The organism is Bradyrhizobium iriomotense, assembly GCF_018130765.1.
Taxonomy (GTDB): Bacteria; Pseudomonadota; Alphaproteobacteria; order Rhizobiales; family Xanthobacteraceae; genus Bradyrhizobium; species Bradyrhizobium iriomotense_A.
In genome coordinates this window covers 139,970-163,850 of record NZ_JAFCJZ010000002.1, presented here as the reverse complement: position 1 = coordinate 163,850, position 23,881 = coordinate 139,970, and the positions used below count along the sequence as shown (strand labels likewise).

General features: G+C 64.7%; 22 protein-coding genes. 14 read left to right on the top strand and 8 right to left on the bottom strand.

The window, feature by feature from the left end; translation table 11 throughout:
- Positions 1-5: 5 nt before the first annotated feature.
- Positions 6-680, bottom strand: coding sequence for a Crp/Fnr family transcriptional regulator (locus tag JQ635_RS04270; protein WP_211408626.1), 675 nt, complete (start codon positions 678-680; stop codon positions 6-8).
- 330 nt (positions 681-1,010) lie between these two features.
- Here JQ635_RS04270 and JQ635_RS04265 point away from each other — a divergent pair, with 330 nt between their 5' ends.
- From JQ635_RS04265 to JQ635_RS04240, 6 genes are all read left to right on the top strand, one after another.
- Entirely contained in the window at positions 1,011-1,832 is an 822-nt protein-coding gene (locus JQ635_RS04265) for an ABC transporter ATP-binding protein (RefSeq protein WP_211408625.1), read from the top strand.
- Complete coding sequence (locus JQ635_RS04260; RefSeq protein ID WP_211408624.1) at positions 1,829-3,760, top strand: long-chain fatty acid--CoA ligase; 1,932 nt, start codon at positions 1,829-1,831, stop codon at positions 3,758-3,760. Before JQ635_RS04265 ends, JQ635_RS04260 begins: the two co-directional genes overlap by 4 nt.
- Before the next feature lie 214 nt (positions 3,761-3,974).
- A complete protein-coding gene (locus tag JQ635_RS04255; RefSeq protein ID WP_211408623.1) occupies positions 3,975-4,868 on the top strand; it encodes a branched-chain amino acid ABC transporter permease in 894 nt (297 codons plus the stop codon).
- 3 nt (positions 4,869-4,871) lie between these two features.
- Positions 4,872-5,945 carry a branched-chain amino acid ABC transporter permease gene (locus JQ635_RS04250; protein ID WP_211408622.1) on the top strand — a complete coding sequence of 358 codons (1,074 nt, stop codon included), beginning with the start codon at positions 4,872-4,874 and terminating at the stop codon, positions 5,943-5,945.
- A 43-nt stretch (positions 5,946-5,988) separates the two neighbouring features.
- Positions 5,989-7,269: an ABC transporter substrate-binding protein gene (locus tag JQ635_RS04245; RefSeq protein ID WP_211408621.1), complete on the top strand. Its 1,281-nt coding sequence runs from the start codon at positions 5,989-5,991 to the stop codon at positions 7,267-7,269.
- A gap of 162 nt (positions 7,270-7,431) precedes the next feature.
- Complete coding sequence (locus tag JQ635_RS04240) at positions 7,432-8,271, top strand: ABC transporter ATP-binding protein (RefSeq protein WP_018643250.1); 840 nt, start codon at positions 7,432-7,434, stop codon at positions 8,269-8,271.
- On the opposite strand, the gene JQ635_RS04235 is transcribed toward JQ635_RS04240, so the two are convergent.
- Positions 8,268-9,422: an AGE family epimerase/isomerase gene (locus JQ635_RS04235; protein ID WP_211408620.1), complete on the bottom strand. Its 1,155-nt coding sequence runs from the start codon at positions 9,420-9,422 to the stop codon at positions 8,268-8,270. The two genes, JQ635_RS04240 and JQ635_RS04235, sit on opposite strands and share 4 nt — an antisense overlap.
- Positions 9,423-9,508: 86 nt before the next feature.
- Here JQ635_RS04235 and JQ635_RS04230 point away from each other — a divergent pair, with 86 nt between their 5' ends.
- Positions 9,509-10,732: a phenylacetate--CoA ligase family protein gene (locus JQ635_RS04230; protein ID WP_211408619.1), complete on the top strand. Its 1,224-nt coding sequence runs from the start codon at positions 9,509-9,511 to the stop codon at positions 10,730-10,732.
- A 97-nt stretch (positions 10,733-10,829) separates the two neighbouring features.
- On the opposite strand, the gene JQ635_RS04225 is transcribed toward JQ635_RS04230, so the two are convergent.
- Genes JQ635_RS04225 through JQ635_RS04215 form a run of 3 tightly spaced genes read right to left on the bottom strand, consistent with a single transcriptional unit; the run spans position 10,830 to position 13,467 of the window.
- On the bottom strand, positions 10,830-11,927 hold the full coding sequence (locus JQ635_RS04225; protein WP_211408618.1) for a DegT/DnrJ/EryC1/StrS family aminotransferase: 1,098 nt from the start codon (positions 11,925-11,927) through the stop codon (positions 10,830-10,832).
- 26 nt (positions 11,928-11,953) lie between these two features.
- Positions 11,954-12,409, bottom strand: coding sequence for an acyltransferase (locus JQ635_RS04220; RefSeq protein ID WP_211408617.1), 456 nt, complete (start codon positions 12,407-12,409; stop codon positions 11,954-11,956).
- Complete coding sequence (locus tag JQ635_RS04215; protein ID WP_211408616.1) at positions 12,406-13,467, bottom strand: Gfo/Idh/MocA family protein; 1,062 nt, start codon at positions 13,465-13,467, stop codon at positions 12,406-12,408. The genes JQ635_RS04220 and JQ635_RS04215 overlap by 4 nt, the downstream gene beginning before the upstream one ends.
- Before the next feature lie 402 nt (positions 13,468-13,869).
- Here JQ635_RS04215 and JQ635_RS04210 point away from each other — a divergent pair, with 402 nt between their 5' ends.
- From JQ635_RS04210 to JQ635_RS04180, 7 genes are read left to right on the top strand one after another with little or no spacing between them, the layout of a single operon-like run.
- The gene (locus JQ635_RS04210; RefSeq protein ID WP_246583304.1) at positions 13,870-15,246 is read left to right on the top strand and encodes a CBS domain-containing protein; all 1,377 of its coding nucleotides are present in this window, start codon (positions 13,870-13,872) and stop codon (positions 15,244-15,246) included.
- 20 nt (positions 15,247-15,266) lie between these two features.
- The gene (locus JQ635_RS04205) at positions 15,267-17,186 is read left to right on the top strand and encodes an N-acetylneuraminate synthase family protein (RefSeq protein ID WP_246583303.1); all 1,920 of its coding nucleotides are present in this window, start codon (positions 15,267-15,269) and stop codon (positions 17,184-17,186) included.
- Positions 17,186-17,875, top strand: coding sequence for an acylneuraminate cytidylyltransferase family protein (locus JQ635_RS04200; protein WP_211408614.1), 690 nt, complete (start codon positions 17,186-17,188; stop codon positions 17,873-17,875). The genes JQ635_RS04205 and JQ635_RS04200 overlap by 1 nt, the downstream gene beginning before the upstream one ends.
- Positions 17,868-18,632, top strand: a complete 765-nt coding sequence (locus JQ635_RS04195; RefSeq protein WP_211408613.1) for an SDR family oxidoreductase — start codon at positions 17,868-17,870, stop codon at positions 18,630-18,632. Before JQ635_RS04200 ends, JQ635_RS04195 begins: the two co-directional genes overlap by 8 nt.
- The gene (locus JQ635_RS04190; protein ID WP_349631837.1) at positions 18,629-19,477 is read left to right on the top strand and encodes a sugar phosphate isomerase/epimerase family protein; all 849 of its coding nucleotides are present in this window, start codon (positions 18,629-18,631) and stop codon (positions 19,475-19,477) included. Before JQ635_RS04195 ends, JQ635_RS04190 begins: the two co-directional genes overlap by 4 nt.
- Positions 19,474-20,235, top strand: coding sequence for an SDR family NAD(P)-dependent oxidoreductase (locus JQ635_RS04185; protein ID WP_211408612.1), 762 nt, complete (start codon positions 19,474-19,476; stop codon positions 20,233-20,235). Before JQ635_RS04190 ends, JQ635_RS04185 begins: the two co-directional genes overlap by 4 nt.
- Before the next feature lie 14 nt (positions 20,236-20,249).
- Positions 20,250-21,089, top strand: a complete 840-nt coding sequence (locus JQ635_RS04180) for an SDR family oxidoreductase (protein ID WP_211408611.1) — start codon at positions 20,250-20,252, stop codon at positions 21,087-21,089.
- 11 nt (positions 21,090-21,100) lie between these two features.
- On the opposite strand, the gene JQ635_RS04175 is transcribed toward JQ635_RS04180, so the two are convergent.
- The 3 genes from JQ635_RS04175 to JQ635_RS04165 all read right to left on the bottom strand — a co-directional run bounded on the left by JQ635_RS04175 (position 21,101) and on the right by JQ635_RS04165 (position 23,672).
- On the bottom strand, positions 21,101-21,454 hold the full coding sequence (locus JQ635_RS04175) for a hypothetical protein (protein ID WP_211408610.1): 354 nt from the start codon (positions 21,452-21,454) through the stop codon (positions 21,101-21,103).
- A gap of 542 nt (positions 21,455-21,996) precedes the next feature.
- The gene (locus JQ635_RS04170; protein WP_211408609.1) at positions 21,997-22,872 is read right to left on the bottom strand and encodes a hypothetical protein; all 876 of its coding nucleotides are present in this window, start codon (positions 22,870-22,872) and stop codon (positions 21,997-21,999) included.
- 59 nt (positions 22,873-22,931) lie between these two features.
- The gene (locus tag JQ635_RS04165; RefSeq protein ID WP_211408608.1) at positions 22,932-23,672 is read right to left on the bottom strand and encodes a hypothetical protein; all 741 of its coding nucleotides are present in this window, start codon (positions 23,670-23,672) and stop codon (positions 22,932-22,934) included.
- Positions 23,673-23,881 lie beyond the last annotated feature (209 nt).

Below are 23,881 nucleotides of genomic sequence, written 5' to 3'. Positions count from 1 at the left end.
TGCTTCTAGTCCCCGTAGCCGCGCAGCCGTTCGACATTAAGGATGGTGACGCCGCCGTATTCCAGCCGCAGCAGCCCCTCCTTCTCCAGCCGGTTGAGCGCGCGGTTGGCGTTCTGGCGGGACATGCCGGAGAGCGCGCCAATCTCCTCCTGCGTGATCTCCAGATGCGCCGTCGATTCCGGATAAAGGATCGGGTTGAACAGCGAGGCGATGCTCCGCGCAAGCCGCGAGGTGGCATCGAGGGTGCGGTTAACCTCGAGCATCCCGATGAACTGGCCGAGCCGCTCGTTGAGCTGGCGCACCAGGAAGCGGTTGAAGCCGACGCTGTTCTCGAACAGCCACATGAACGCGCTGCGCTCCATCAGCGCGACGCGGCTGTTGCGCAGCGCCACCACGTCGTAGCGGCGCGGCTCGTTCTTGAGCACGCTGCCCTCGCCGAACCAGGCCCCGGCCGTCAACCCGGCCAGGCTCGTCTCCTTGCCGTCGCGCGAGACCCCGCCCATCCGGGCAAGACCGGAGACCATGCCGGCCCAATAGTCGAAATTGTCGCCGCGCATGAACACGGTCTCGCCGGTGCCGTAGGACCGCTCCGTGATTCCGGCACGAGCGACCTCGATCTCCGCTTGCGTGAGCTCGCGCGACCAGGCGGCGACGCGCTTCAGATGATCCTCTGAAATCATGATCGAGAGGCCACCGTTTCGTCACTCCGCCCTTCTGCTGCACTGCAGCACGATCGCCCGACCGCCCGTCCTACGAAAGATGGACGTCGCTGCCGCCCGAAAAACTTTGTCGCAGAATTGTCAGCCGCGAGACATTTCAAAATAGCGCTTTCCCCTATTGAGAGCCACCTCGGGTGGTGCGGCTTTTGATCCCGAACGGGAACGAATGCCGCGCCGGTCCGGTCGAGACCAATAGCTGCATGGTCTGGCCGGCACGGCCGTACTAGGATCGCCCGACAGGAACGGACGAAGAGCGCCAATCAAGCGCCATCACCGGGAGGGATTCGTTTGGTGGCTACCAGTCTCGAAGTGCGCGGCGTGTCCCTGCGATTCGGCGGCGTCCGTGCGCTGACCGACGTCGGCTTCGCCATCAAGGAGGGCGAGCTGTTCTCGATCATCGGCCCCAACGGGGCCGGCAAGACCTCGATCGTGAACTGTATTTCCGGTCGCTACAAGCCGACCGAAGGCCAGCTGTTCTACCAGGGCCGCGACATCACCGGCCTGACGCCGAACGCCCGCGCCTCGCTCGGCATCGGCCGCACCTTCCAGAACCTGGCGCTGTTCCACCACATGAGCGTGCTCGACAACATCATGGTCGGCCGCCACCACCTCCTGAAGAACAACTTCCTCACGGGCTCGCTGTACTGGCTCACCGGCGCACGCAAGGAAGAGCTCGCGCACCGCCACAAGGTCGAGGAGATCATCGACTTCCTCGATCTGCAGTCGGTGCGCAAGGCGACCGCCGGCACCCTCTCCTACGGCCTGCGCAAGCGTGTCGAGCTCGCCCGCGCCATGGCACTGGAGCCGCGCCTCATCCTCCTCGACGAGCCCATGGCCGGCATGAACTTCGAGGAGAAGGAGGACATGGCCCGCTACATCGTCGATCTCAACGAGGAGTTCGGCATGACGGTGGTGATGATCGAGCACGACATGGGCGTGGTGATGGACATCTCCCACCGCGTCATGGTGCTGGATTTCGGCCGCAAGATCGCCGAGGGCGATCCGGGCGCGGTGCTCGCCGATCCCCACGTCAAGCGCGCCTACCTGGGCGAAGAAGACGAGGTGCTGGTCGATCCCGACGATGCTCCTCCGGCGCAGGAGAGCGCGGCATGATGGATTATGCAGGCCGCGTCGCGCAGGCCGATACCTATCCGAAGATGCTCCGACTCAACGCGAAGGAGCATGGCAACGAGATCGCGCTGCGCGAGAAGGATCTCGGGCTCTGGCGTATCTTCACCTGGAACGACTACCAGAGGCGGGTGCGCGATTTCGCGCTTGGCCTCGTTGAGCTCGGCCTCGGTCGCGGCGACGTCATCGGCATCATCGGTGACAACCGGCCGGACTGGGTGGCGGCGGAAGTCGCAACCCATGCCATTGGCGGCCTCAGCCTCGGGCTCTATCGCGACGTGTTGGATGAAGAGGCCTCCTATCTCCTCAATTATGGTGAGGCCCAGTTGGTCTTCGCCGAGGACGAGGAGCAGGTCGACAAGCTGCTCACGCTCGCCGAGCGCGTGCCGAAGCTGAAGCACATCATCTATTCCGATCCGCGCGGCATGCGGAAATATGACGACCCGCGCCTGATGTCGGCGGAGAAGTTTGCCGAGCTCGGCCGCGCCCGCGCTACGCGCGAGCCGGAGCTCTACGACAAGCTGGTCGATGCAACCAGGGGCGAGGATGTCGCGATCCTCTGCACCACGTCCGGCACCACCTCGCATCCAAAACTCGCGATGCTCGCCGCCGGCCGTGTGCTCGGCCATTGCGCGACCTATCTCGCCTTCGACCCGAAGGGTCCCGATGACGAATATGTCTCGGTGCTGCCGCTGCCGTGGATCATGGAGCAGGTCTACGTGCTCGGCAAAGGCCTGCTCTGCCGGATGAAGATCAACTTCGTCGAAGAGCCCGACACGATGATGAACGATCTGCGCGAGATCGCGCCGACATTCGTGCTCTTTGCCCCCCGTGTCTGGGAATCGATCGCCGCCGACGTCCGCGCCAAGGTGATGGATGCGACGCCCTTCAAGCAGCGCCTGTTCGACATCGGCATGAAGTCGGGCCTCGCTGCGCTGGAGCAAGGCAAGCGCTCCGGCTTTGCCGACACCATCCTGTTCCGCGCGCTGCGCGACCGGCTCGGCTTCACCCGCCTGCGCTCGGCCGCCACCGGCGGCGCGGCGCTCGGACCCGACACCTTCAAGTTCTTCCAGGCCATGGGCGTGCCGCTGCGCACGCTCTACGGCCAGACCGAACTGCTGGGTGCCTACACGCTGCATCCCGAGGGCAAGGTCGATCCTGACACCACGGGCGTGCCGATGGCCGACAGCGTCGAGATCCGCATCGACAATGCCGACGTCCACGGTGTCGGCGAGATCGTGGTGCGGCACCCGAACATGTTCCTCGGCTATTACAAGAACCCCGAGGCGAGCGTTGCCGACATCAAGGACGGCTGGATGCTGTCGGGCGATGCCGGCTATTTCAATGCCAACCAGCAGCTCGTCGTCATCGACCGCATCAAGGATCTCGCCGAGACCTCGCGCGGCGAGCGCTTCTCGCCCCAGTTCATCGAGAACAAGCTGAAGTTCTCGCCTTATATCGCGGAGGCCGTGGTGCTGGGCGCCGGCCGCGACGCGCTCGCAGCGATGATCTGCATCCGCTACTCCATCATCTCGAAATGGGCGGAGAAGAATCGCCTCTCCTTCACGACCTACAGCGACCTCGCCTCGCGCCCCGAGGTCTATGCGCTGCTGCAGAAGGAGGTCGAAACCGTCAACGCCACGCTGCCGCCGGGCCAGCGCATCTCGCGCTTCCTCTTGCTCTACAAGGAGCTGGACGCCGACGACGGCGAGCTCACCCGCACGCGAAAGGTGCGCCGCGGCGTCATCAACGAGAAGTACGAAGGCATCATCGACGCGATCTACCGCGGCGATGCCAACATCCCCGTCGACACCGTGATCCGCTTCCAGGACGGCACAACGCAGCGCGTACGGACAACGCTGCGCGTGGTGGACCTCGGCGGACATGGCCACATGGCGGAGGCCGCGGAGTGATGTCGTTTCAAAGCGCGCTGCCGGTTGATGCGCCCTCTCCCCTTGTGGGAGAGGGCATCTCCGCCATCAGCTACACCCCCACTCGGGTGAGGGGTCTTCTCTCCGCATCGTCACTGCGGAGACAACCCCTCACCCGTCTTCGCTTCGCGAAGCCACCGTCTCCCACAAGGGGAGAGGGAAAGAGCGCGCCGGATTTGTCAGCGAGCACCACCGCATGAACACCGCCTTCCTCATCCAGCTCCTGGTCAATGGCCTCGTGGTCGGCACGCTCTATGGCGTGGTCGCGATGTCGTTCGTGCTGATCTACAAGGCGACGCAGGTCGTCAATTTCGCGCAAGGTGAATTGCTGCTGGTCGGCGCCTGGGTGTGCTGGGCGCTGCTGGCGAAATACCAGGTCCCGTTCTGGGTCGGCATGCCGATCACACTGGTGTTCATGTTCGTGTTCGGCATCGCGGTCCAGGTCCTGATCCTGCGGCCGATGATCGGCGAGCCGATCATATCGGTGATCATGGTGACGATCGGCCTCTCCACCGTGCTCCAGGCCACGTTGAAGTGGATGTTCGGCGTCAACCCACAGCCGTTCCCGCGCGTATTCGAGAGCCAGTCGGTCAGCCTGTTCGGCCTCCAGATCCAGACCGTCTATGTGATGAGCCTCGTCGTCTCGGTCGCGATGATGATCGGCATGGCCTGGTTCTTCCGCGCCTCGAAATACGGCCTCGCCATGCGCGCCACCGCGTTCAACCAGCAGGTCGCGCAGTCGCTCGGCATCTCCGTCAAGAGCGTGTTCGCGATGGCCTGGGCGATCTCGGCGACCGTCTCGGCGGTCGCCGGCGTCGTCGTCGCCGTCGTGAACGGCGTCTCCTCGGGCCTTGCCGCCTACGGCATCAAGGTATTTCCGGCGGCGATCCTCGGCGGGCTCGATTCCGTCGGCGGCGCGGTGCTCGGCGGCATCATCATCGGGCTGCTCGAGAACGTCGCGCAATATGTCGACAGCGAGTATCTGCACTGGGGCAATCTCTACGAGATCGCGCCGTTCTACGTCCTCATCATCGTGCTGATGATCAAGCCCTACGGCCTGTTCGGCACCCACGACATCGAGCGGATCTGACCCATGGCCGGCCCTGCCCTCATCCCCGCTGGTGATTTCCGCACCTCCTACGCCGCGGACACCACGATCTTCCCGACCACGACCAGCCGCAACTTCGCGATTCTCGGCGTTGCGCTCCTTTGCCTCGCGCCGCAATTCTTCAGCGGCTACTGGCTCAGCATCCTGATCCAGATCGGCATCTTCTCGATCGCGGCGCTCGGCCTCAACATCCTGGTCGGCTTCACCGGCCAGATCTCGATCGGGCACGCTGCGTTCTTCCTGCTCGGCGCCTTTACCTCGGCCTACATCTCCAACAACGCGCCGATCCCGGTGTTCTTTGCGATCCCGCTCGCGGGCGTCGTGACTGCGCTGGTCGGGCTGATCTTCGGTATCCCGGCCGCGCGGCTGAAAGGTCTTTACCTCGTCATCGCGACGCTGGCCGCGCAATACATCCTGCTCGACTTCTTCTCGCGCGCCGAATGGTTCTCCGGCGGCTCGGTGCCGGCGAGCGCCGAGCCGTTCTCGATCTTCGGCTACACGCTGCGCGGCGACAGGCAATATTTCTACGTCGTGCTGGCCTATGTGCTCTTGAGCTACATCCTCGTCACCAACCTGATGCGCACGCGCGACGGCCGCGCGCTGGTGGCGATCCGCGACCATTATCTCTCCGCCGAGATCATGGGCATCAACCTCACCAAGTACCGCACGCTGTCGTTCGGCCTTGCCGCCTTCTTCGCCGGCATCGCGGGTGCGCTCTACGCGCACTACCAGCTCGTGGTGTCGCAGGAAGGCTTCGGCATCGAGCGCTCGATCCTGTTCCTGGCCATGATCATCATCGGCGGCACCGGCTCGATCATGGGCACGCTGATGGGCACCGCCTTCGTCGTGCTGCTGCCGGAGTCGATGGAATGGATCAGCCTGCATTTGAAGGGCGGCGCGATCGACAAGGCGCTGTCGCTCAACACCAACATCACCTTCCTGCGCGAGATCTCGATCGGGCTCATCATCATCGCGTTTCTGATGTTCGAGCCGGACGGGCTCGCGCATCGCTGGCGGCAGATCAAGGCCTACTGGAAACTCTACCCGTTCTCGCATTGAGCGCGGGCGACTTCACTTTAACGATAACAGGAGGAACCAACCCATGAAGACAAAATCCCTTTTGAGCACCGCTTCCCTCGCGTTTGCGATCGCAGGCTTTGCGGCCAGCGCGCAGGCGCAGATCGCGGTTGGCCATCTCGCCGACTATTCCGGTGCGACCTCGGACGTCGGCACGCCCTATGGCCAGGCCGTGGCCGATACCTTTGCCTGGATCAACAAGAACGGCGGTGTCGGCGGCAAGCAGGTCAATCTCGACAGCAACGACTACGGCTACCAGGTGCCGCGCGCGATCGCGCTCTACAAGAAATGGTCTGGTGGCGAGAAGGTTGCCGCGATCATGGGCTGGGGCACCGCGGACACCGAAGCGCTGACCGGCTTCGTCGCACAGGACAAGATTCCCTACGTCTCCGCCTCCTACGCGGCGGCGCTGACCGATCCGGAAGGCGTGAGCGGAAAGGCCAAGCCCGCCCCCTACAACTTCTTCTACGGCCCCAGCTACTCGGATGCGATGCGCGCATTGGTGACCTGGGCCGCCGAGGATTGGAAGGCCAAGGGCAAGAGCGGCAAGCCCAAATTCGTCCATATGGGCGGCAATCATCCCTATCCGAATGCGCCGAAGGCGGCCGGCGAGGCGATCGCCAACGAGCTCGGCTTCGAAGTGCTGCCGCCGATCGTGTTCGCGCTGACGCCCGGGGACTACTCCGCGCAGTGCCTCAGCCTGAAGAGCTCCGGCGCCAACTACGCCTATCTCGGCAACACCGCCGCCTCCAACATCTCCGTGCTGAAGGCCTGCAAGGCCGCCGGCGTGGACGTGCAGTTCCTCGGCAATGTCTGGGGCATGGACGAGAATGCCGCCAAGACAGCGGCCGACGCGGCCGACGGAGTCGTGTTCCCCCTGCGCACAGCGGTGACCTGGGGCGGCAACGCGCCGGGCATGAAGACGGTGATGGAAATCTCGAAAATGTCGGATGCGAGCGGCAAGGCCTATCGCCCGGTGCACTACATCGCCGGCGTCTGTAGCGCGCTCTACACCAGGGAAGCGCTCGACTGGGCCGCCAAGAACGGCGGCGCCACCGGCGAGAACGTCGCCAAGGGCTTCTACCAGAAGAAGGACTGGGTGCCGGCCGGCATGGACGGTGTCTGCAATCCCTCAACCTGGACCGACAAGGACCATCGCGGCACGCTGAAGGTCGATCTCTATCGCACCAAGGTGTCGGGCGCGACCGACGGCGACCTCAACGACCTCATGGCCAAGGGCACGATCAAGCTCGAGAAGGTCAAGACGGTCGAGCTGCCGCGCAAGCCGGAATGGCTGGGGTGGTGAGCCCGGCTCGGACCACACGCACACTGTCATCCCCCGCGAAGGCGGGGGATCCAGTACGCCGCGGCCTCTCGGGGAACGTCAGGCGTCTCTGGAATACTGGGTCGCCCGGTCCCGATGCGCAATTGCGCATAAGGCCGGGCGACGACAGCGGAGTAACAAAGCATGACTGAGACCGCCGAAACCGTTCGCCCCTCCCCCAGCATCGTGCCCGCACCACCCCTCCTCGCCGTGCGCAACATCGAGGTCGTCTATGACGACGTCATCCTGGTGCTGCGCGGCCTCAGCCTCGACGTGCCCAAGGGCGCGATCGTGGCGCTGCTGGGGGCCAACGGCGCCGGCAAGTCGACGACGCTGAAGGCGATCTCGGGGCTGCTCAAGACCGAGGACGGCGAGGTGACGCGCGGCGAGATCCTGTTCGAGGGCGAGCGCATCAACGGCATCGACCCCGACAAGATCGTCCGCCGCGGCATCTTCCAGGTAATGGAGGGCCGGCGCATCGTCGCCGACATGACGTCGCTTGAGAACCTCAAGCTCGGCGCCTTCACCCGCAGGGACCGCGAGGTCGATGCCGACCTCGACATGGTCTTCAACTATTTCCCGCGCCTGAAGGAGCGCACCGGCCTTGCCGGCTATCTCTCCGGCGGCGAGCAGCAGATGCTCGCGATCGGCCGCGCGCTGATGGCGCGCCCGAAGATGATCCTGATGGACGAGCCGTCGATGGGCCTGTCGCCGCTGCTGGTGAAGGAGGTGTTTTCCATCATCCAGAAGATCAACCGCGATCTCGGCGTCACCATCCTCCTGGTCGAGCAGAACGCGCGCGCCGCGCTGTCGGTGGCGAGCCACGGCTACATCATGGAGCAGGGCAAGGTCGTGCTCGACGGCACCGCCGACGAGCTGCGCGACAACGAGGACGTCAAGGAGTTCTACCTCGGCGGCGCCGGCGACCAGCGCAAGAGTTTTAAAAATCTCAAGAGCTTCAAGCGGCGCAAGCGCTGGCTTTAACCCTCGATTACCTGCTCCGCTTCCGTGACTGCGCAGAGAACATGATAGAACGACGACGCAGGAATGGTGTCGACCAGCGATTTGCCGTCGCGATCGAACTGGTCGTACCAGCCGCCCCTGACGGGATGGCTGAGATAATGCCGTTCGAGCCGCACCAGCGCCGCGCGCGCCTCATCCGCCGCGCCCGCCTCGCCGGACTCGGCCTGCGCGATCCACGCTTTTGCGATCTCGGTCTGCGGCCAAAGCCGGCGCGTGCTGCGGCGGATATTGCCGCCCGCATCGCCCTCGTCGATCAGGCAGCCCGTCGCCTCGTCGCGATAGCGCAGCGCGGTCGCCAGCAGTTCCGCGCGCCGCTGCCCGGTTGGACAACCCGTGATGCGCTCAAATCCCTTCAGCAGCCAGACCCATTCCGCCTGATGGCCCGGCTCGACACTGACCGGCTCGATCTTCGACCAGTCCTCCTCGAAATACTCCGACAACACGTGCTTCTGCTTGTCGTAGAGGTTGGCGAGGAACAGCGCGAAGAACTCGCCGGCGCGGTTCTGGAACGACAGGTCGTGGGTCGCGTCGAAGCACGCGATCATCGCCTCGAACAGGTGCATGTGCGGGTTCTGCCGGCGCGGCAGCGAGACCGGAAGCCCTTCATGAACGCCGCCATGCGGCGAGCGCAGATGGCCGTCGAGGAAGGCGAGCAGCGCGTCGATCTCGGCGCGAACCTGCGCATCCCTGTCGAGCGCGTAGACGGTCGCGAGCGCGAACAGGATGAAGGCGTGATCGTAGGCATCGCGCCGGCCGTCCAGCACCGCGCCCTCCGGCGTCAGCCGGTGCACATAGCCGGGCTTGCCGTCGGGCGCCTTGGCCTTCGCCAGCAAGTGCTCCAGCCCTTTCAGCGCGATGGCGCGCCCTTCCGGATACCAGCCCATCTGCGCCGCCTTGGCGTAGCAGTAGATCTGGCGGGCCTGCACGAACACGCGCCGCGGCGCGGCGGCATCCGCCGTGCCGTCGCGGTGCAGCCGGTCGATGAAGCCGCCCGTGGCATGATCCCAGCCGACGGTCGACCACAGCGGCATCGCATCATCGATCATGCGGCGTTTCAGGCGCGCGACGACGCCGGCCGTCTCCTCCGCCGCCACGATCGGTTCCTCCGCCATCTCGCTCTCTCCACGTCCCGACAATGGCCGTCTGATACCCATGCCAGCGGCGGCGTGCAACGGATGCCAACCCGGAAAGATCAGCCATGACCGCCCATTACGACGCCCTCGAGACGCGCGAGCAAGCGGCGCGCGAGGCCGAGCTGTTTTCGCGCCTGCCGAACGTGCTGCGCAGCGCGATGACGGCGCCCGCCTATGCCGAGCGGCTGAAAGGCGTGGATCCGGACGCCGTGACCACGCGCGCGGCGCTTGCGCGCCTGCCGGTGCTGCGCAAGTCGGAACTGCCGGCCCTGCACAAGGCCTCCGCGCCCTTCGGCGGCTTCGTGGCGGCGGCCCCTGGCTCGTTCGCACGGCTTTTCACCTCCCCGGGGCCGATCTTCGAGCCGGAAGGACGGCAGGCCGATCCGTGGCGCGGCGCACGGGCGCTGTTCGCGGCCGGGTTCCGGGACGGTGACATCGTGCTCAACACATTCAGCTACCACCTCACGCCCGGCGGCTTCATCTTCGACTCGTCGGCGCGTGCGCTCGGCTGCGCGGTGATCCCCGCGGGTCCCGGCAATGCCGAGCAGCAATTCGAGTTGATCGAAGCCTACCGGCCGGTCGGCTACAGCGGCACGCCGGACTTTTTGAAGATCCTGCTCGATGCTGCCGCAACCGTGGGCCGCGACGTCTCCTCGATCAAGCGTGCGCTGGTCTCGGGCGCGGCCTTCCCGCCCTCGCTCCAGGCCGAGATCAAGGCGCGCGGCATCGACGCCTACCAGGCCTTCGGCACGGCCGATCTCGGCCTCATTGCGTTCGAGACCGAAGCCCGCGAAGGCATGGTCGTGAACGAGGACCTGATCATGGAGATCGTCAGGCCCGGCACCGGCGATCCCGTCGCGCCGGGCGACGTCGGCGAGATCGTCGTCACCTCGCTCGACCCGCACCATCCCTGGATCCGGCTTGCGCTCGGCGACCTCACCGCCGCACTGCCGGGCACCAGCCCCTGCGGTCGCACCAACATGCGCATCAAGGGCTGGATGGGCCGCGCCGACCAGACCACGAAGGTCAAGGGCATGTTCGTCCGTCCAGAGCAGGTCGCCGAGATCGGCAAGCGCCATCCCGCGCTTGGCCGCCTGCGTCTCGTCGTCACGCGCCAGGGCGAAACCGACGCGATGACGCTGAAAGCGGAAACGGCGGCGGCAAGCGAGACGCTGCGCGAGGAGATCGCGGGCACCTTGCGCGCGGTGACAAAGCTCGGCGGCGCGATCGAGCTGGTCGGCCCCGGCGCGCTGCCGAACGACGGCAAGGTGATCGCGGACGAGCGCTAAAGCATGATCCGGAAAAGTGCGAAGCGGTTTTCCGGAAAGATCATGCGCAAACAACAACCTAAAGCGCGATGACGCTTCATCCAAATCTCATCGCGCTTTAGAATTTCCGGACGAGGTCGATCACCTCGTCCTGCTGCGGACGGGTGATTTCGGCGAACATCGGCAGCGACAAGATCTGCGCCTGGTCGCGAGATGCGTTCGGAAACTGCTCCGTGCGGTGGCCGAGCCGCTGATAGGCGGGCAGAAATGGCAATGCGCTGGGATAGTTGATTGCCGTCTGCACACCATTGACCTTGAGATGGGCGGCCAATGCGTCACGGCGCGGATGGCGGATCGTATAGAGGTGGTAGACGTGACTGCGCCTGGGCGCGATCGCGGGCACCACGAGTTCCTCGATTTGGCCGAGTCCTGCGTCATAGACTTTCGCGGCAGCCTGTCGTGCCTCGGTCCAGGCCGCCAGATGGGGCAGCTTCGCCGACAGGATGGCCGCCTGCAGACCATCGAGCCGACTATTGATGCCCTCGATCTGGTGCTGATGCTTCACCAACCCGCCATGACGCGCCAACATCGTCATGTGCTCGGCGAGGCCGCCGTCATTGGTGACCACCGCGCCGGCGTCCCCCATCGCACCAAGATTTTTGCCGGGATAGAACGAATAGGTTGCGGCCGCGCCGAAGGTGCCGACCATTTGCCCCTTGTAACGTGCCAGATGCGCCTGCGCGCAATCCTCGATCACCCACAATTTGTGCCTGGCTGCGATCGCCATGATCGCGTCCATATCGGCGGGCTGACCGTAGAGATGGACGGGGATGATGCCAACGGTGCGCGGGGTGATCGCAGCCTCGATCGCCGCCGGATCGATCGTGAAGGTCGCGCCGTCGGTATCGCAGAACACGACATCGGCGCCGGCGTGCGTAATCATCGCCGCCGTCGAAATCCACGAATGCGCCGTTGTGATCACCTCGTCACCGGGCTTCACCTTCAGCGCCTTCATGGCGAGATAGAGCGCATCGGTGCCGTTGGCACAGGACACGCAATGCTTCACCTGTGCTGCCTCGGCGAACTCCCGTTCGAAGGCATCGACATAGGTGCCACGAATGAACGCGCTGTCACCGATCACGCCCGCGATTGCAGCATCGATCTCGCTCTTGATGGTCTGATGCTGCAGATGCAGATCGGCGAAAGGCACGGCCATCGATCGTATTCCCTTAAGTTACCGGTCTACAGCCGGCGCGCCGGATTACCGGCATAGGTGCCCGGCGTCGTAATATCCTTGGTCACCACGGAGCCTGCGCCGATCACGACGTCGTCCGTGATCTTCACCGGCAGGATGGTGGCGTTCGAGCCGATCGACACCCGGTTGCCGATCACCGTCTCGCGCCACAGTTCCTTGCGGCCCCGCGCCGGGCCGCCGGTCGAGAACGTATCGTTGATGAACATCACGCCATGGCCGACGAAGCAGTCCTCGCCGATCGTCACCAGCTCGCAGACAAAGGCATGCGACTGCACGCGCGTCCGCGCGCCAATCACGACGCCCTTCTGAATCTCGGTGAATGGACCGACAAAGCAATCGTCGCCGATCTTGCAGCTATAGAGATTGCAGGGCTCGACGACCTTGACGCCGGCACCGAACGCGACATCGCGAATAGCGGCCTGATGGATGTCCGGCTTGTTCACGTGACGACACCCAGACGGCTCAGCCGGGGCGTAAATCGCAGCGGCACTTCCGCGCCGGTCTCGATCGATTCATACAATGCGGAGATCAGTTCCAGGCTCTTGCGGCCCTCGAGCCCATCAACCAGCGCGGCGCGCTGGTTCACCAGGCAGTCGACCACGTGGTGATAATAGGCCTGATGGCCGAAGCCATAGACGTTAGGCGGATTGACCGAGAACTTCTCGACCACGTCCTTGTCGGACGGCAGCTCGTCGACGAAGCGCCAATGCCGGATCTGATTGACCGCGAAGCCGGAGATTTCCACCGTGCCCTTTTCTCCGAGGATCGAGAGCGATCCCTCCAGATCGGTCGGCCGCGCCGCCGTGGTGGCCTCGACGATTCCGAGAGCGCCGTTACGAAACTTCAACGTTGCAACCGCAGTGTCCTCGGTCTCGATCTTCGCGAGTGCCGTCATCCCGCGCGCATGCACGCTGACGACGTCGCCGAAGAACCATTCCAACATGTCGATGTGGTGGCTCGCCTGGTTAGTCAGCACGCCGCCGTCATAGGCCCAGGTGCCGCGCCAGGCGTCCTGGTCGTAATAGGCCTGATCGCGGCACCAGCGCACCCGCACGGTGCCGAGAATCAGCTTGCCGAAGCGCCCGGCATCGAGCGCCTCGCGCGCCTTGACGACGGGCACGTTGAAACGGTTCTGCTTGACGACGAACATCTTCACGCCTGCAGCATCGCAGGCGCGGATCATGTCGTCGGCATCCTGCAGCCGGAGCGCCATCGGCTTCTCGACGACGACATGCTTGCCGGCCCTGGCGCAAGCGATGACATGCGCCGGATGCAGCCCGCTTGGTGTCAGCACCGCGACCGCGTCGATGTCCTTGCGGGTGAGAAAATCATCCATGTCGTAGACCGCCGGCACGCCGAATTTTCCGGCGATGGCATCGGCGCGTGCGCGGACGGGATCGCAGACCGCAACGAGGCTCGCACCTTCCACGTGATTGCCGCCCAAGAGGTCGGAGTGGCGTTTGGCAATTCGCCCGCAGCCAAGCAGCCCAAATCTAATCATGCAGAGCCTTCATCATACCGGTGAACGCCGGTGATCGCGGACGCGGGCCGGCCCAGGCAAGGCCGGCCGTCGGCAAGTGCCGGGTTCGTCAAATACAGGCAAAGCAGACGGCAAGGCAAGGCGAGCCCTAGACCAGGCAAGCCCAGGCCGACCCCGCATCGCCTGTGGCGCAGCCATCCCGGGCGGGACACCGCGAGCGACCCGCAATGTCCAAAGCCGGCTCTTGACGAAGCCGGTTCCGGCGCTGATGAGCCCATTTGCGGCACCTAGAGGCCCGATTCCGGGAAACTTGCATGATCCGCCCCCCTGCCGTATCTAACGACTCGAAAAATGCGACGCTTTCGGCGGCTCGCCGCGGGGGTTAAGGGCCTGAAATTCCTTCCCCTTTTTGGATCCATACCATTGGCAGAAACGAGCCATCTCACGATCGCCGAAACCGAGACCATTGAGGAAGCCTTTCGGCGCCTCAACGCCAACATGCTCGGTATCCTCTTCGCGCAGGACGCGGCCGGACGAATCGTCGGCGCGGTGACCGATGGCGACATCCGCCGGCGGATGCTGGCGGGCGTCACGATCCACGACCAGGTGGCAGCCTGCATCAACCGCAACTTCGTCTGGGCGCAGGCGGGGGGACCGCGGGAGCAGATCCTCAAGCTGCTCGACCAGCGCGTGCATGTCGTGCCCATCCTCGATATCGAGGGCCGGCTGGTCGACGTGTTCAGCCGCGAGCTGTTCAACCTGTCGGAGGAGAGCGAGGTGTTCGCGCGCGCGCGCTCGCCGGTCCGCATCTCCTTCTCCGGCGGCGGCACCGATCTGACGCACTACTTCGTCGCGAATGACGGCGGCGCGGTGATCAGCGCCACGATCAAGATGTACGCGCACGCAACGTTGCGGCGCCGGAGCGATCCCCGCATCCGGATCTATTCGCACGATTTTCGCCGCACGGTCGAGGCCAACAGTTTCGCCGAGCTCGGCACGGGCGGCGATCTCGCCCTGATCAAATCAGTGGTGCGCCTGATCAAGCCGACCTACGGGTTCGAGCTCGAGGTCTCCGCCGACTTCCCGGTCGGCTCAGGCCTCGGCGGATCGGCGGTGGTCTCTTCCGCCATCATCGGCTGCTTCAACGAATTCCGCAGCGACCAATGGGATCGGCACGAGATCGCGGAAATGGCGTTCCAGGCCGAGCGATTGATGCTCAACATTCCCGGCGGATGGCAGGATCAATACGCCACCGTGTTCGGCGGCTTCAACCACATGGAGTTCTCTTCCGATCAGAACACCATCGTACCGCTGCGCCTCGACGCCAACATCATCGCCGAGCTCGAGGAGAGCCTCGTGCTCTGCTACACCGGCGCGGGCCGCGACTCCGGGGCGATCCATCGCGACCAGAAGGCACAGCACGAGACGACTGACGCAGTGAGCGCTGCCGCCAAGCAGAAGGAGGTGACGCGCGAGATCCGCAAGCATCTCCTGCGCGGCCGGCTGCAGGATTGCGGACGCCTGATCGACGAAGCCTGGCACGCCAAGCGCAAGCTCAGCTCGAAGATCTCCTCCGGCGAGCTCGACGCCCTCTATGATTTCGCCAAATCGCACGGCGCGGTCGGCGGCAAGCTGCTGGGCGCCGGCGGCGGCGGCTACTTCTTGTTCTTCGTGCGTCCGTTCGAACGCTACCAGCTGATCGCGGCGCTGGAGCAGCAGGGGCATAGCTGCTCGCGCATCATGTTCGAAGAAAATGGACTGCGGACGTGGAAATCGCGCCTTCCAGCGCGATCCGCCTGACGCGTGGGACGAGAATGTTAATGATACCGCCCAAACAGCCAGCTCCAGTCCGTATCGGCAACCGCCTCCTGGGCGAGGGCGAGCCCTGCTACGTGATCGCCGAGATCGGCAACAACCATAACGGCGATTTCGACCGCGCCATCGCACTGGTCGATGCCGCGGTCGCGGCCGGCGCCGACTGCGCCAAATTCCAGATGCGCAAGCTCGACGAGGTCTATCGCGCTTCCTCGCTCTCCGGAAAGGACGACGACCTCGCCGTCGAGTACACGCTCGACCTGCTCCGCCGCTTCGAGCTGACCACGGAGCAGCAGAAGAAGATCGCCGACTACTGCGCCTCGAAAGGCATTCAATATCTCTGCACACCCTGGGATGCGAAGAGCGTCGCGGTGCTCGAAGGCTTCGGCGTGCAGGCCTACAAGGTTGCGTCCGCCGATCTGACCAACCTTCCCCTGCTCGTCCGGCTTGCCGCGACCGGCAAGACGCTGATCGTCTCGACCGGCATGAGTACCACGGACGAGATCAGGACTGTGGCCAAATTCCTCGACGAGCGCAACGCCGGCTACGTGCTGCTGCATTGCCAGAGCACCTATCCCGCAGCGCTGCACAACATCCATCTGCGCTTCATGGAGACGCTGCGGGAAATCCACCCGCTCGTCGGCTATTCCGGCCATGAGCGCGGCACCGCGGTGTCGACCGCGGCGGTCGCTCTCGGTGCCGTCGTGATCGAGCGTCACATCACGCTCGACCGCGAGATGGAAGGCCCGGACCATGCCGCGAGCCTGGAGCCGGAGGAATTCAAGGCACTCGTCACCGGCATCCGCGAGGTGGAAGCGGCGTGCGGCGAAAAGCTCGCCGAGCGCGCGCTCAGCCAGGGCGAGCTGATCAACCGCGAGAATCTCGCAAAGAGCCTCGTCGCTGCGCGCGACATCGAACCCGGCACGGTCATCTCCGAGAACGACATCGCCGTGAAGAGCCCGGGCCAGGGCCTGTCGCCGCTGAAGATGCCGGCCCTGATCGGCAAGACTCTCAAGCGCAGGATGGCAGCCGACGACTATTTCTTCCAAAGCGACCTCGAAGCGGGTATCGCGAAGGCGCGGCGCTACCGCTTCGACCGGCCCTGGGGCGTGCCAGTGCGCTATCACGATACCGAGCGCTTCCTCGAGATCTGCGAGCCCGACATCCTCGAATTCCATCTCAGCTATAGCGACATGGAGCGCGATCCGGCGGCCTATCTCTCCGGCACCTACGATATCGGCTTCGTCGTGCATGCGCCGGAACTGTTCGCCGGCTCCAAGCTGATGGACCTCGCAACGCCCGACGAGGCGCTGCGCCGCTACTCGCTCGAGCAGACGCAGGCGGTGATCGACATCACCCGCGGCCTGAAGAAGTTCTTTCCCAAGACGAAGCGACCGCCGATCGTCGCCAATATCGGCGGCTTCACCATGGACGAGCCGTTGCCCCCGGAAGAGAAGGCCGAGCGCTACCGCATCTTCGCGCAGAGCCTGAAGGAGCTCGATATGGACGGCGTCGAGCTGACGCCGCAGACCATGGCGCCCTTCCCCTGGCATTTCGGCGGCCAGCGCCACCAGAACATCTTCATCTTCCCGGACGAGTCGGCCGCGTTCTGCGCCAAGCACGACCTGCGCATGTGCGTGGACATCTCGCACACCAAGCTCGCCGCCAATCATTTCGGTTTCGACTTCGCGCAAGGCCTCGCCCAGCTCGGCCCTCATACCGCGCATCTGCATTTCGGCGACGCCAAGGGGCTCGACGGCGAAGGCCTGCAGATCGGCGAAGGCGAGATCGACTTCGACGAGATCGGACGGGTGCTGCGCAAGCATGCGCCCGACGCATCCTTCATTCCCGAGATCTGGCAGGGCCACAAGAACATGGGCGAAGGCTTCTGGACCGCGCTCGAGCGCCTCGAGGGACACATCTGATGGCGCGCAAGACGCTGGCCGTGATCGCCGCACGCGGCGGCTCCAAGGGCATCCCACACAAGAACCTGCTCGATCTCTGCGGCAAGCCGCTGATCGCCTGGACGGTCGAGCAGGCGCGCGCCGCGCAGGGCGTCGATGTGGTGGCGGTCTCGTCCGACAGCGACCGGATTCTGGAAGTGGCGGAAGCTGCCGGTGCGGTGGGCGTGCGGCGTCCCGACGACATTTCGGGCGATCTCGCCTCCTCTGAATCCGCCTGGCTGCACGCGCTCGAGGCCGTCGACGAGCGGATGGGCCGCTTCGAGCGCATCGTCGCGCTGCAGGCGACCTCGCCGATCCGCGAGCCCGGCGACATCGAGGCGGCGCTCGCGACCTTCGATCGCGAGCAGCTCGACAGCCTGCTCTCGGTTTGCGAGGTCGAGGATTATTTCAACTGGCGCATCGGCCAAAACGGGCCGGAGCCGATCAACTACGACTATCGCAACCGCCGCATGCGGCAACAGATCGAGACGCGCTATTTGGAGAACGGCTCGTTCTACGTGTTGATTCCTTCACTCCTGCGCGAGCAGAACAACCGTCTCGGCGGCAAGATCGGCTTTCACGTGATGGAGCGCCACAAGATGTTCCAGATCGACCGCCCGGAAGATGTCAAGCTCTGCGGCGCCATCATGCGCAGTTACGGCTATGCCTGATCTCAGCGCCTTCTCTCTTGCCGGCAAGATCGCGGTCGTCACCGGCGCCTCGCGCGGTATCGGCGCTGCGATTGCGGCCGGCCTCAAGGAGGCCGGCGCCACGGTGTTCGGTCTCAGCCGTTCCGGGACCGCGCCGCACGGCGTCACTGCAATGGCTTGCGATCTCTCCGACGATGCCGCGATCGGGCGCGCGTTCGATGCCATCGCGGCGCAAGGCGGTCGTATCGACGCATTGGTCAACGCAGCCGGCATCAGCCTTCCCCCGCAGGGTGCCGAAAGCGAGCTGGCTCGCTTCCGCAGCACGGTCGCGACCGACCTCACCGGCGTCTACGCCACGATCCTTGCCGCCTATCCGCTGCTCAAGACCACGGGCTCGGCCGCGATCATCAACGTCACCAGCATCAATTCGACCCGCGGCTTCCCCGGCAATCCCGGTTACGTCGCGGCGAAGGCGGGCCTCTCCGGCCTGACCCGCGCGCTTGCCGCCGACTACGCGAGCGACGGCATCCGCGTCAACGCGCTGGCGCCCGGTTACGTCGCGACCGAGATGACTGCGAAGAGTTTTGCCGATCCCGTCATGCACGAAGACCGGCGCCGCCACACCATGCTCGGCCGCTGGGGGCAACCCGCCGACATGGTCGGCGCCGCCATCTTCCTGGCATCGGACGCCTCGGCCTATGTGACCGGCCAGGAGATCTTCGTCGACGGCGGCTGGACCGCCAAGGGCCTCGCCATCAGTTCGGATAGCAAGTCGTGACCGCAACATTGCAACGCATCGGCTTCATGCAGGGGCGCCTGTCGGCACTGGTCGACGGCAAGATCCAGGCGTTTCCGTGGGATGAATGGCGCGAGGAATTTCCCCGCGCCAAGGCGCTTGGCCTGACACGGATGGAATGGACCATCGATCAGGAACGGCTGCGGGAAAATCCGCTCACGACCGAAGCCGGCCAGGCGGAGATCATCGCCCTGGCGCGCGAGAACGGCCTGCGCATTCCGAGCCTGACCGGCGACTGCTTCATGCAGGCGCCGTTCTGGAAGGTCGACGCCGTCGTGCGCGACGCTCTCGTCGGCGATCTCGATCTGCTGATTGCCGCCTGCAGCCGGATCGGCATCGAGTTCGTCGTGATCCCGCTGGTCGACAACGGCAAGATCGAACGCGAGAGCGAGAGCGACACGCTCAAGCGGGTGCTGATCGCCCGCCGCGAACAGCTTGTCAGACAGAACGTCAAGATCGTCTTCGAATCCGATCTGCCGCCGAGTGATCTCGCCCGCTTCATGGAGGCTTTTCCGGCAGACGTCTTCGGCGTCAACTACGACAGCGGCAACAGCGCCTCGCTCGGCTATGACAGCAGCGAGGAGATCGAAGCCTACGCGCCGCGAATCCTCAATGTGCACGTGAAGGACCGCGTTCGCGGCGGCACCACCGTGCCCCTCGGCACCGGCAACGCCGACCTCGCCAAGACGATCCGGCTGATCGAGCGCTCCGGCTACAGGGGGCAGTACATCCTGCAGACCGCACGCGCCGCCGACGGCGACCATGCCGGCGCGCTCGCAAAATATCGCGACATGACGGTCGGCTGGATCGAGGACGCGGCGCGATGAAGCTCGAGCTGGAAGGCCGCGTCGCTCTCGTCACCGGCGCCAGCCGCGGCATCGGCCTTGCCATTGCCGCCGCACTTGCCGCAGAGGGAGCGAAGGTCGCGCTGGCTGCACGCGGCTCGGATGCGCTAAATGCGGCGCGCGCGACCGTCGGCGGACAGAACTCGGTCCACATCGCCGACGTCACCGATCCCGCCGCCGCCGCGACACTGGTGCGGGACGTCGAACAACAATGGGGCCGCCTCGACGTCCTCGTCTGCAACGTCGGCAGCGGCGCATCCGTCCCGCCGGGTCAGGAAACCGCGGCGGAATGGTCTCGGGTGATGGACCTCAACCTCTTCGCCACCACAAACACGATCGAGGCGGCGCGGCCGCTGCTGGCGCGCGGCAGCGGCGACCGGTCCATCGTCTGCATCTCCTCGATCGCGGGCATGGCCGCGCTGGGCGCTCCCGTGACCTACTATGCCGCCAAGGCGGCGCTGAACGCGACAGTGCGCGGATTGGCGCGACCGCTGGCGCTCGAGGGCATCCGCATCAATGCCGTCGCGCCGGGCAATATCCTCGCCGCCGAGGGGACCTGGGCGCGCAAGCTCGCCGAGAACAAGGCCGCGGTCGAGGACATGCTCGCGCGCGAGGTGGCGCTGCGCCGGCTCGGCAAGCCCGAAGAGATCGCCGACCTCGTTGCGTTCCTTGCCTCGCCCCGCGCCGCCTTCATCACCGGCAGTGTCATGGTCGCCGATGGCGGCCAGTTGCGCAGCTGAACAGGAGCTTTTCCATGGCAAGCCCCTCCTCCCGCTATGATCTCGCCGGACGCACGGCGCTCGTGACCGGCGCCGGCGGCCTGCTCGGGCGGCAGCATGTCGCCGCACTCTCCGAGGCGGGCGCGCGTGTCGTCGTCACCGAAATCAACCTCGCGCAGGCCGAGGCGGCGATCGCCACATTGAAACAGGCCACGCCCTCCGCCGATCTGATCGCGCTCGCACTCGATGTCACCAAGCAGGATTCGGTGCGCGCCGCGAGCGAGCAGCTCGCAGGCCGCGGCGTTACCGTCGATATCCTCGTCAACAATGCTGCGATCGATCCGAAGGTGACATCTAGCCCGGGCGTCATGCACTCCTCGCGCTTCGAGGCTTTCCCGGTGCCGCAATGGCAGACCGAGATCGCCGTGGGCCTGACCGGGGCGATGCTGTGCGCGCAGGAGTTCGGCGGCCAGATGGCCCGGCGCGGCCGCGGCGTGATCCTCAACATCGCCTCCGATCTCGGCGTGATCGCGCCGGATCAGCGGCTCTACCGCCAGCCGCAGGTGACGCGCGAGGAGGAACAGCCGGTGAAGCCCGTGACCTACTCGGTGATCAAGCACGGGCTGATCGGCCTGACGAAATATCTGGCGACCTACTGGGCCGACCACGGCGTGCGCGTCAACGCGATCTCGCCGGGCGGCGTCTTCAACAACCAGGACCCGGCCTTCGTAGACCGGCTCACTCGCCTGATTCCGATGGGGCGCATGGCCGAGGTCGACGAATATCGCGCCGCGGTCCAGTTCCTCTGCTCGGATGCGTCGAGCTACATGACCGGGCAGAACCTGGTCATGGATGGCGGGCGGAGCGTGTGGTAGTTGCGCACAGCTCAGGACGCGGATACTCGGCGGGAGACCGCCTCGATCCGCGCCCATAGCGCGATGATCTTGCACTGACGCCGCGCGTGGTCCGCATCGGCCTCGCCGAGCGAGCGGCACAATTGCGCCAGCACGTCGACCCTGGGATCGCGGAGGTTCATCGAGCTCCGCTGGACCGACGAAAACGGGTCAAGCTGGTCGACGATCGTGAGATCGCTTTTCCCGCGCCGTCCTGCCGCGATGCTAAAGCATGCATGCGGCGCGCGACTGTCGATGCGTAGCGCGAATGACGGCAGGCCTTTGGCAGTGAACACGGCATCCCATGACGATGTCTCGGCGTCCGACGGCCCCGCGAGCATCGACATCGCCACGTCGTCGTAACCGAGCTCTGCAAGAAGCGCGATCAGATGGATGCCGTAGAAGCGGAGAGCACCGCCGCCACTGGCGTCGAACCGCTTCCAGTTCGTCAGATTGGCGCGGTAGTGATGCCGGAAGGACGATGGCCATCGTCCGAGTCAACGCAAACGTCCTCACAATCACGATCGCGAGGAAGAGACTGGCGACCGCCACCGCGAGCTTCATGGTAAGCAGGTTGACCAACCAGTTTATAGAGAAATAGTCCCCGTGCGCGATCAGGAATGATCTGAAATCCGGTCCGGGGTGCATCCAGATCAGAATCTTCGGCACGGCTATCGAAATGCCGACGAGCAGGCTAAGCACGCCAGGCCGAAACCTGTCGGATATGTCGGCCCACCACCAGGCGATAACCAGAACGTTCGAGACGCCCCAGAATCCCAGCACCAAGCCGAGGAATGGAGTCTTCATGCCCTCGTCGAAATTCAGCAATCGGCCAGGACCGCCGAGCGACGACGGCATTGATCCACGCTCCGTCCAATCGAATTCCAAATCAGTGTTGCAAAATCCCGGCGAGATTCATGTGAGCGGGGCGCGAGTGCTCGATGCCCAGGAGCGTCCGCCGGTTATCGTTCGTGCGCTGCAAATGCAGGCTCGCGAGCGTGACCCCGGTGCAGGTGGTGACTGTGCTGCCGCGACCGCCGAACGGCTTGAGGAAGTCGAACACACGACTGCCGAACATATCCACGACCGACATCTCGCGTGCCCCGAGCGGCGGGATCTCGCCGAAGTCCGCTTCGAGCTCCTCGCCGTCCTCGCGGATCAGCCTCGACGTCGGCCGCGCGGCATGAGCATATTCGGGATCGGAAGAATGGTTGATCAGCATCAGGCTGCTGACGATATCTTTGGTCGCAATGATCTTCGGATTGATCCCGGTGAATCCGACATGCGCCTTGAGCCTGCCCTCGTTCAGCGGACGGGCAAACGCGCCGGTGCGATAGATCGCGACGTTGTCCTGATCCACATAGGTCATGGAATAGCTTGCAGGCGAGGAACGAAATCCGTCCATCCGACCGCGCGACATCACGGCGATGACCAGATAGTCGTCCTGAGGCAGCTTGAGCGAGGCGAAGAGGCGCGACAGCTCGATCTCGACGGTGGCGCCCGGCGCATAGCTTTCCGGGAACTCGTAGGTCGCCCGGTAGTCGCCCTGCCGCGACAGGATGTGCAGCTTGAATCTGAGCTTCTTGCTGAAGCCCGAGGCGACAAGGCTGGCGAGCTCGGGAACGAGGTCCTTGACCGTCTCGCGAAAATTCTTGCGCAGGCTGCCGGCGACGAGGCTGCGGAGGTATCGGATGTCGACCGGACGATACCAGGCGGGAATCGAGAAGCCCATGCGCGACTCGATACCCGCAAAGGTCGGGAACATGAACCTGGGCTCGTGAGGCTTCCAGGGACTGGAGGAGAAACGTGTCACGGGCGCGGCCTCTAGAAATGATGCAGGCTGAACTTGCCGTTGGCAAATTCATAATAGCTGAACGGGCTGGCGATGTTGGTGCCCTTGAACTCCAGGGCAAACCCATCGTTCGCCCCCACCAGCTTTGCGGCCTCGGGGAACAGGTCCAGCGTGCTGATGCGTGCCGCGCCCATCGGCGCGATTTCCGGAAGCACCCTCTCGCCCAAGGCGGCGCCATCCAGAGCCATGAGCCGAGCCGTCCCCACCGAAACGCCTTCGGACGCCATGCAGGAGTTCACGAGCACCACGCCGGACTCCTTCAGGAACCGCGTGAGATAGGACTGCATCCAGGCGGTGGTCGGAAACGGCGATGCGGCAACGGGTTCGCGCTCGTGCGACAATGTTATTGCGCCGTGCTGCGAGAAATATTGTGCGTAGTAGCCGGTCGTCACCTTTCGTCCGGGACGCAGCTTGGTCTCATGTTTCGGCACCAGCGCCATCGCCACCGTTCCTGAAACGCGCGGACAGAGCTCCGACGTACGCAGCTGTAATTGCCCGTTAACTCCGAGTTCCCTGTGGAAATATCCAACCTGCTTGCCCGCCCCGTCGAACAACCAGACGTGGGCATCCACGTCCGGATGATCCTTCATGAAGACCGAGAAGTAGTTGAATGCGCAGACTTCCGTGGTGACAGTCTCGTCGTTGCACAGGTAGAGCACCGCGGGCGGATAGCCCCTTGCGACGGCCTCGCCAATCTGCAATTCACCGGGCATGCGACGAAACTCGGCGGGAAGCGACGATCAGGCCCGATTGGCCGATGGATAGCGAAGATTGCGCCCAGATATTCTCGCCCGCATGCTAAAAATCCTGCACAATTCCACGGATGTTTACGCTCAGCCGTATTTGGAATCAACTATGAATGGAGCTGCACCGCCTTCGGAAAAACCCGGCACGGCGCGGCACGCTCGAAATGAAGGGCAGC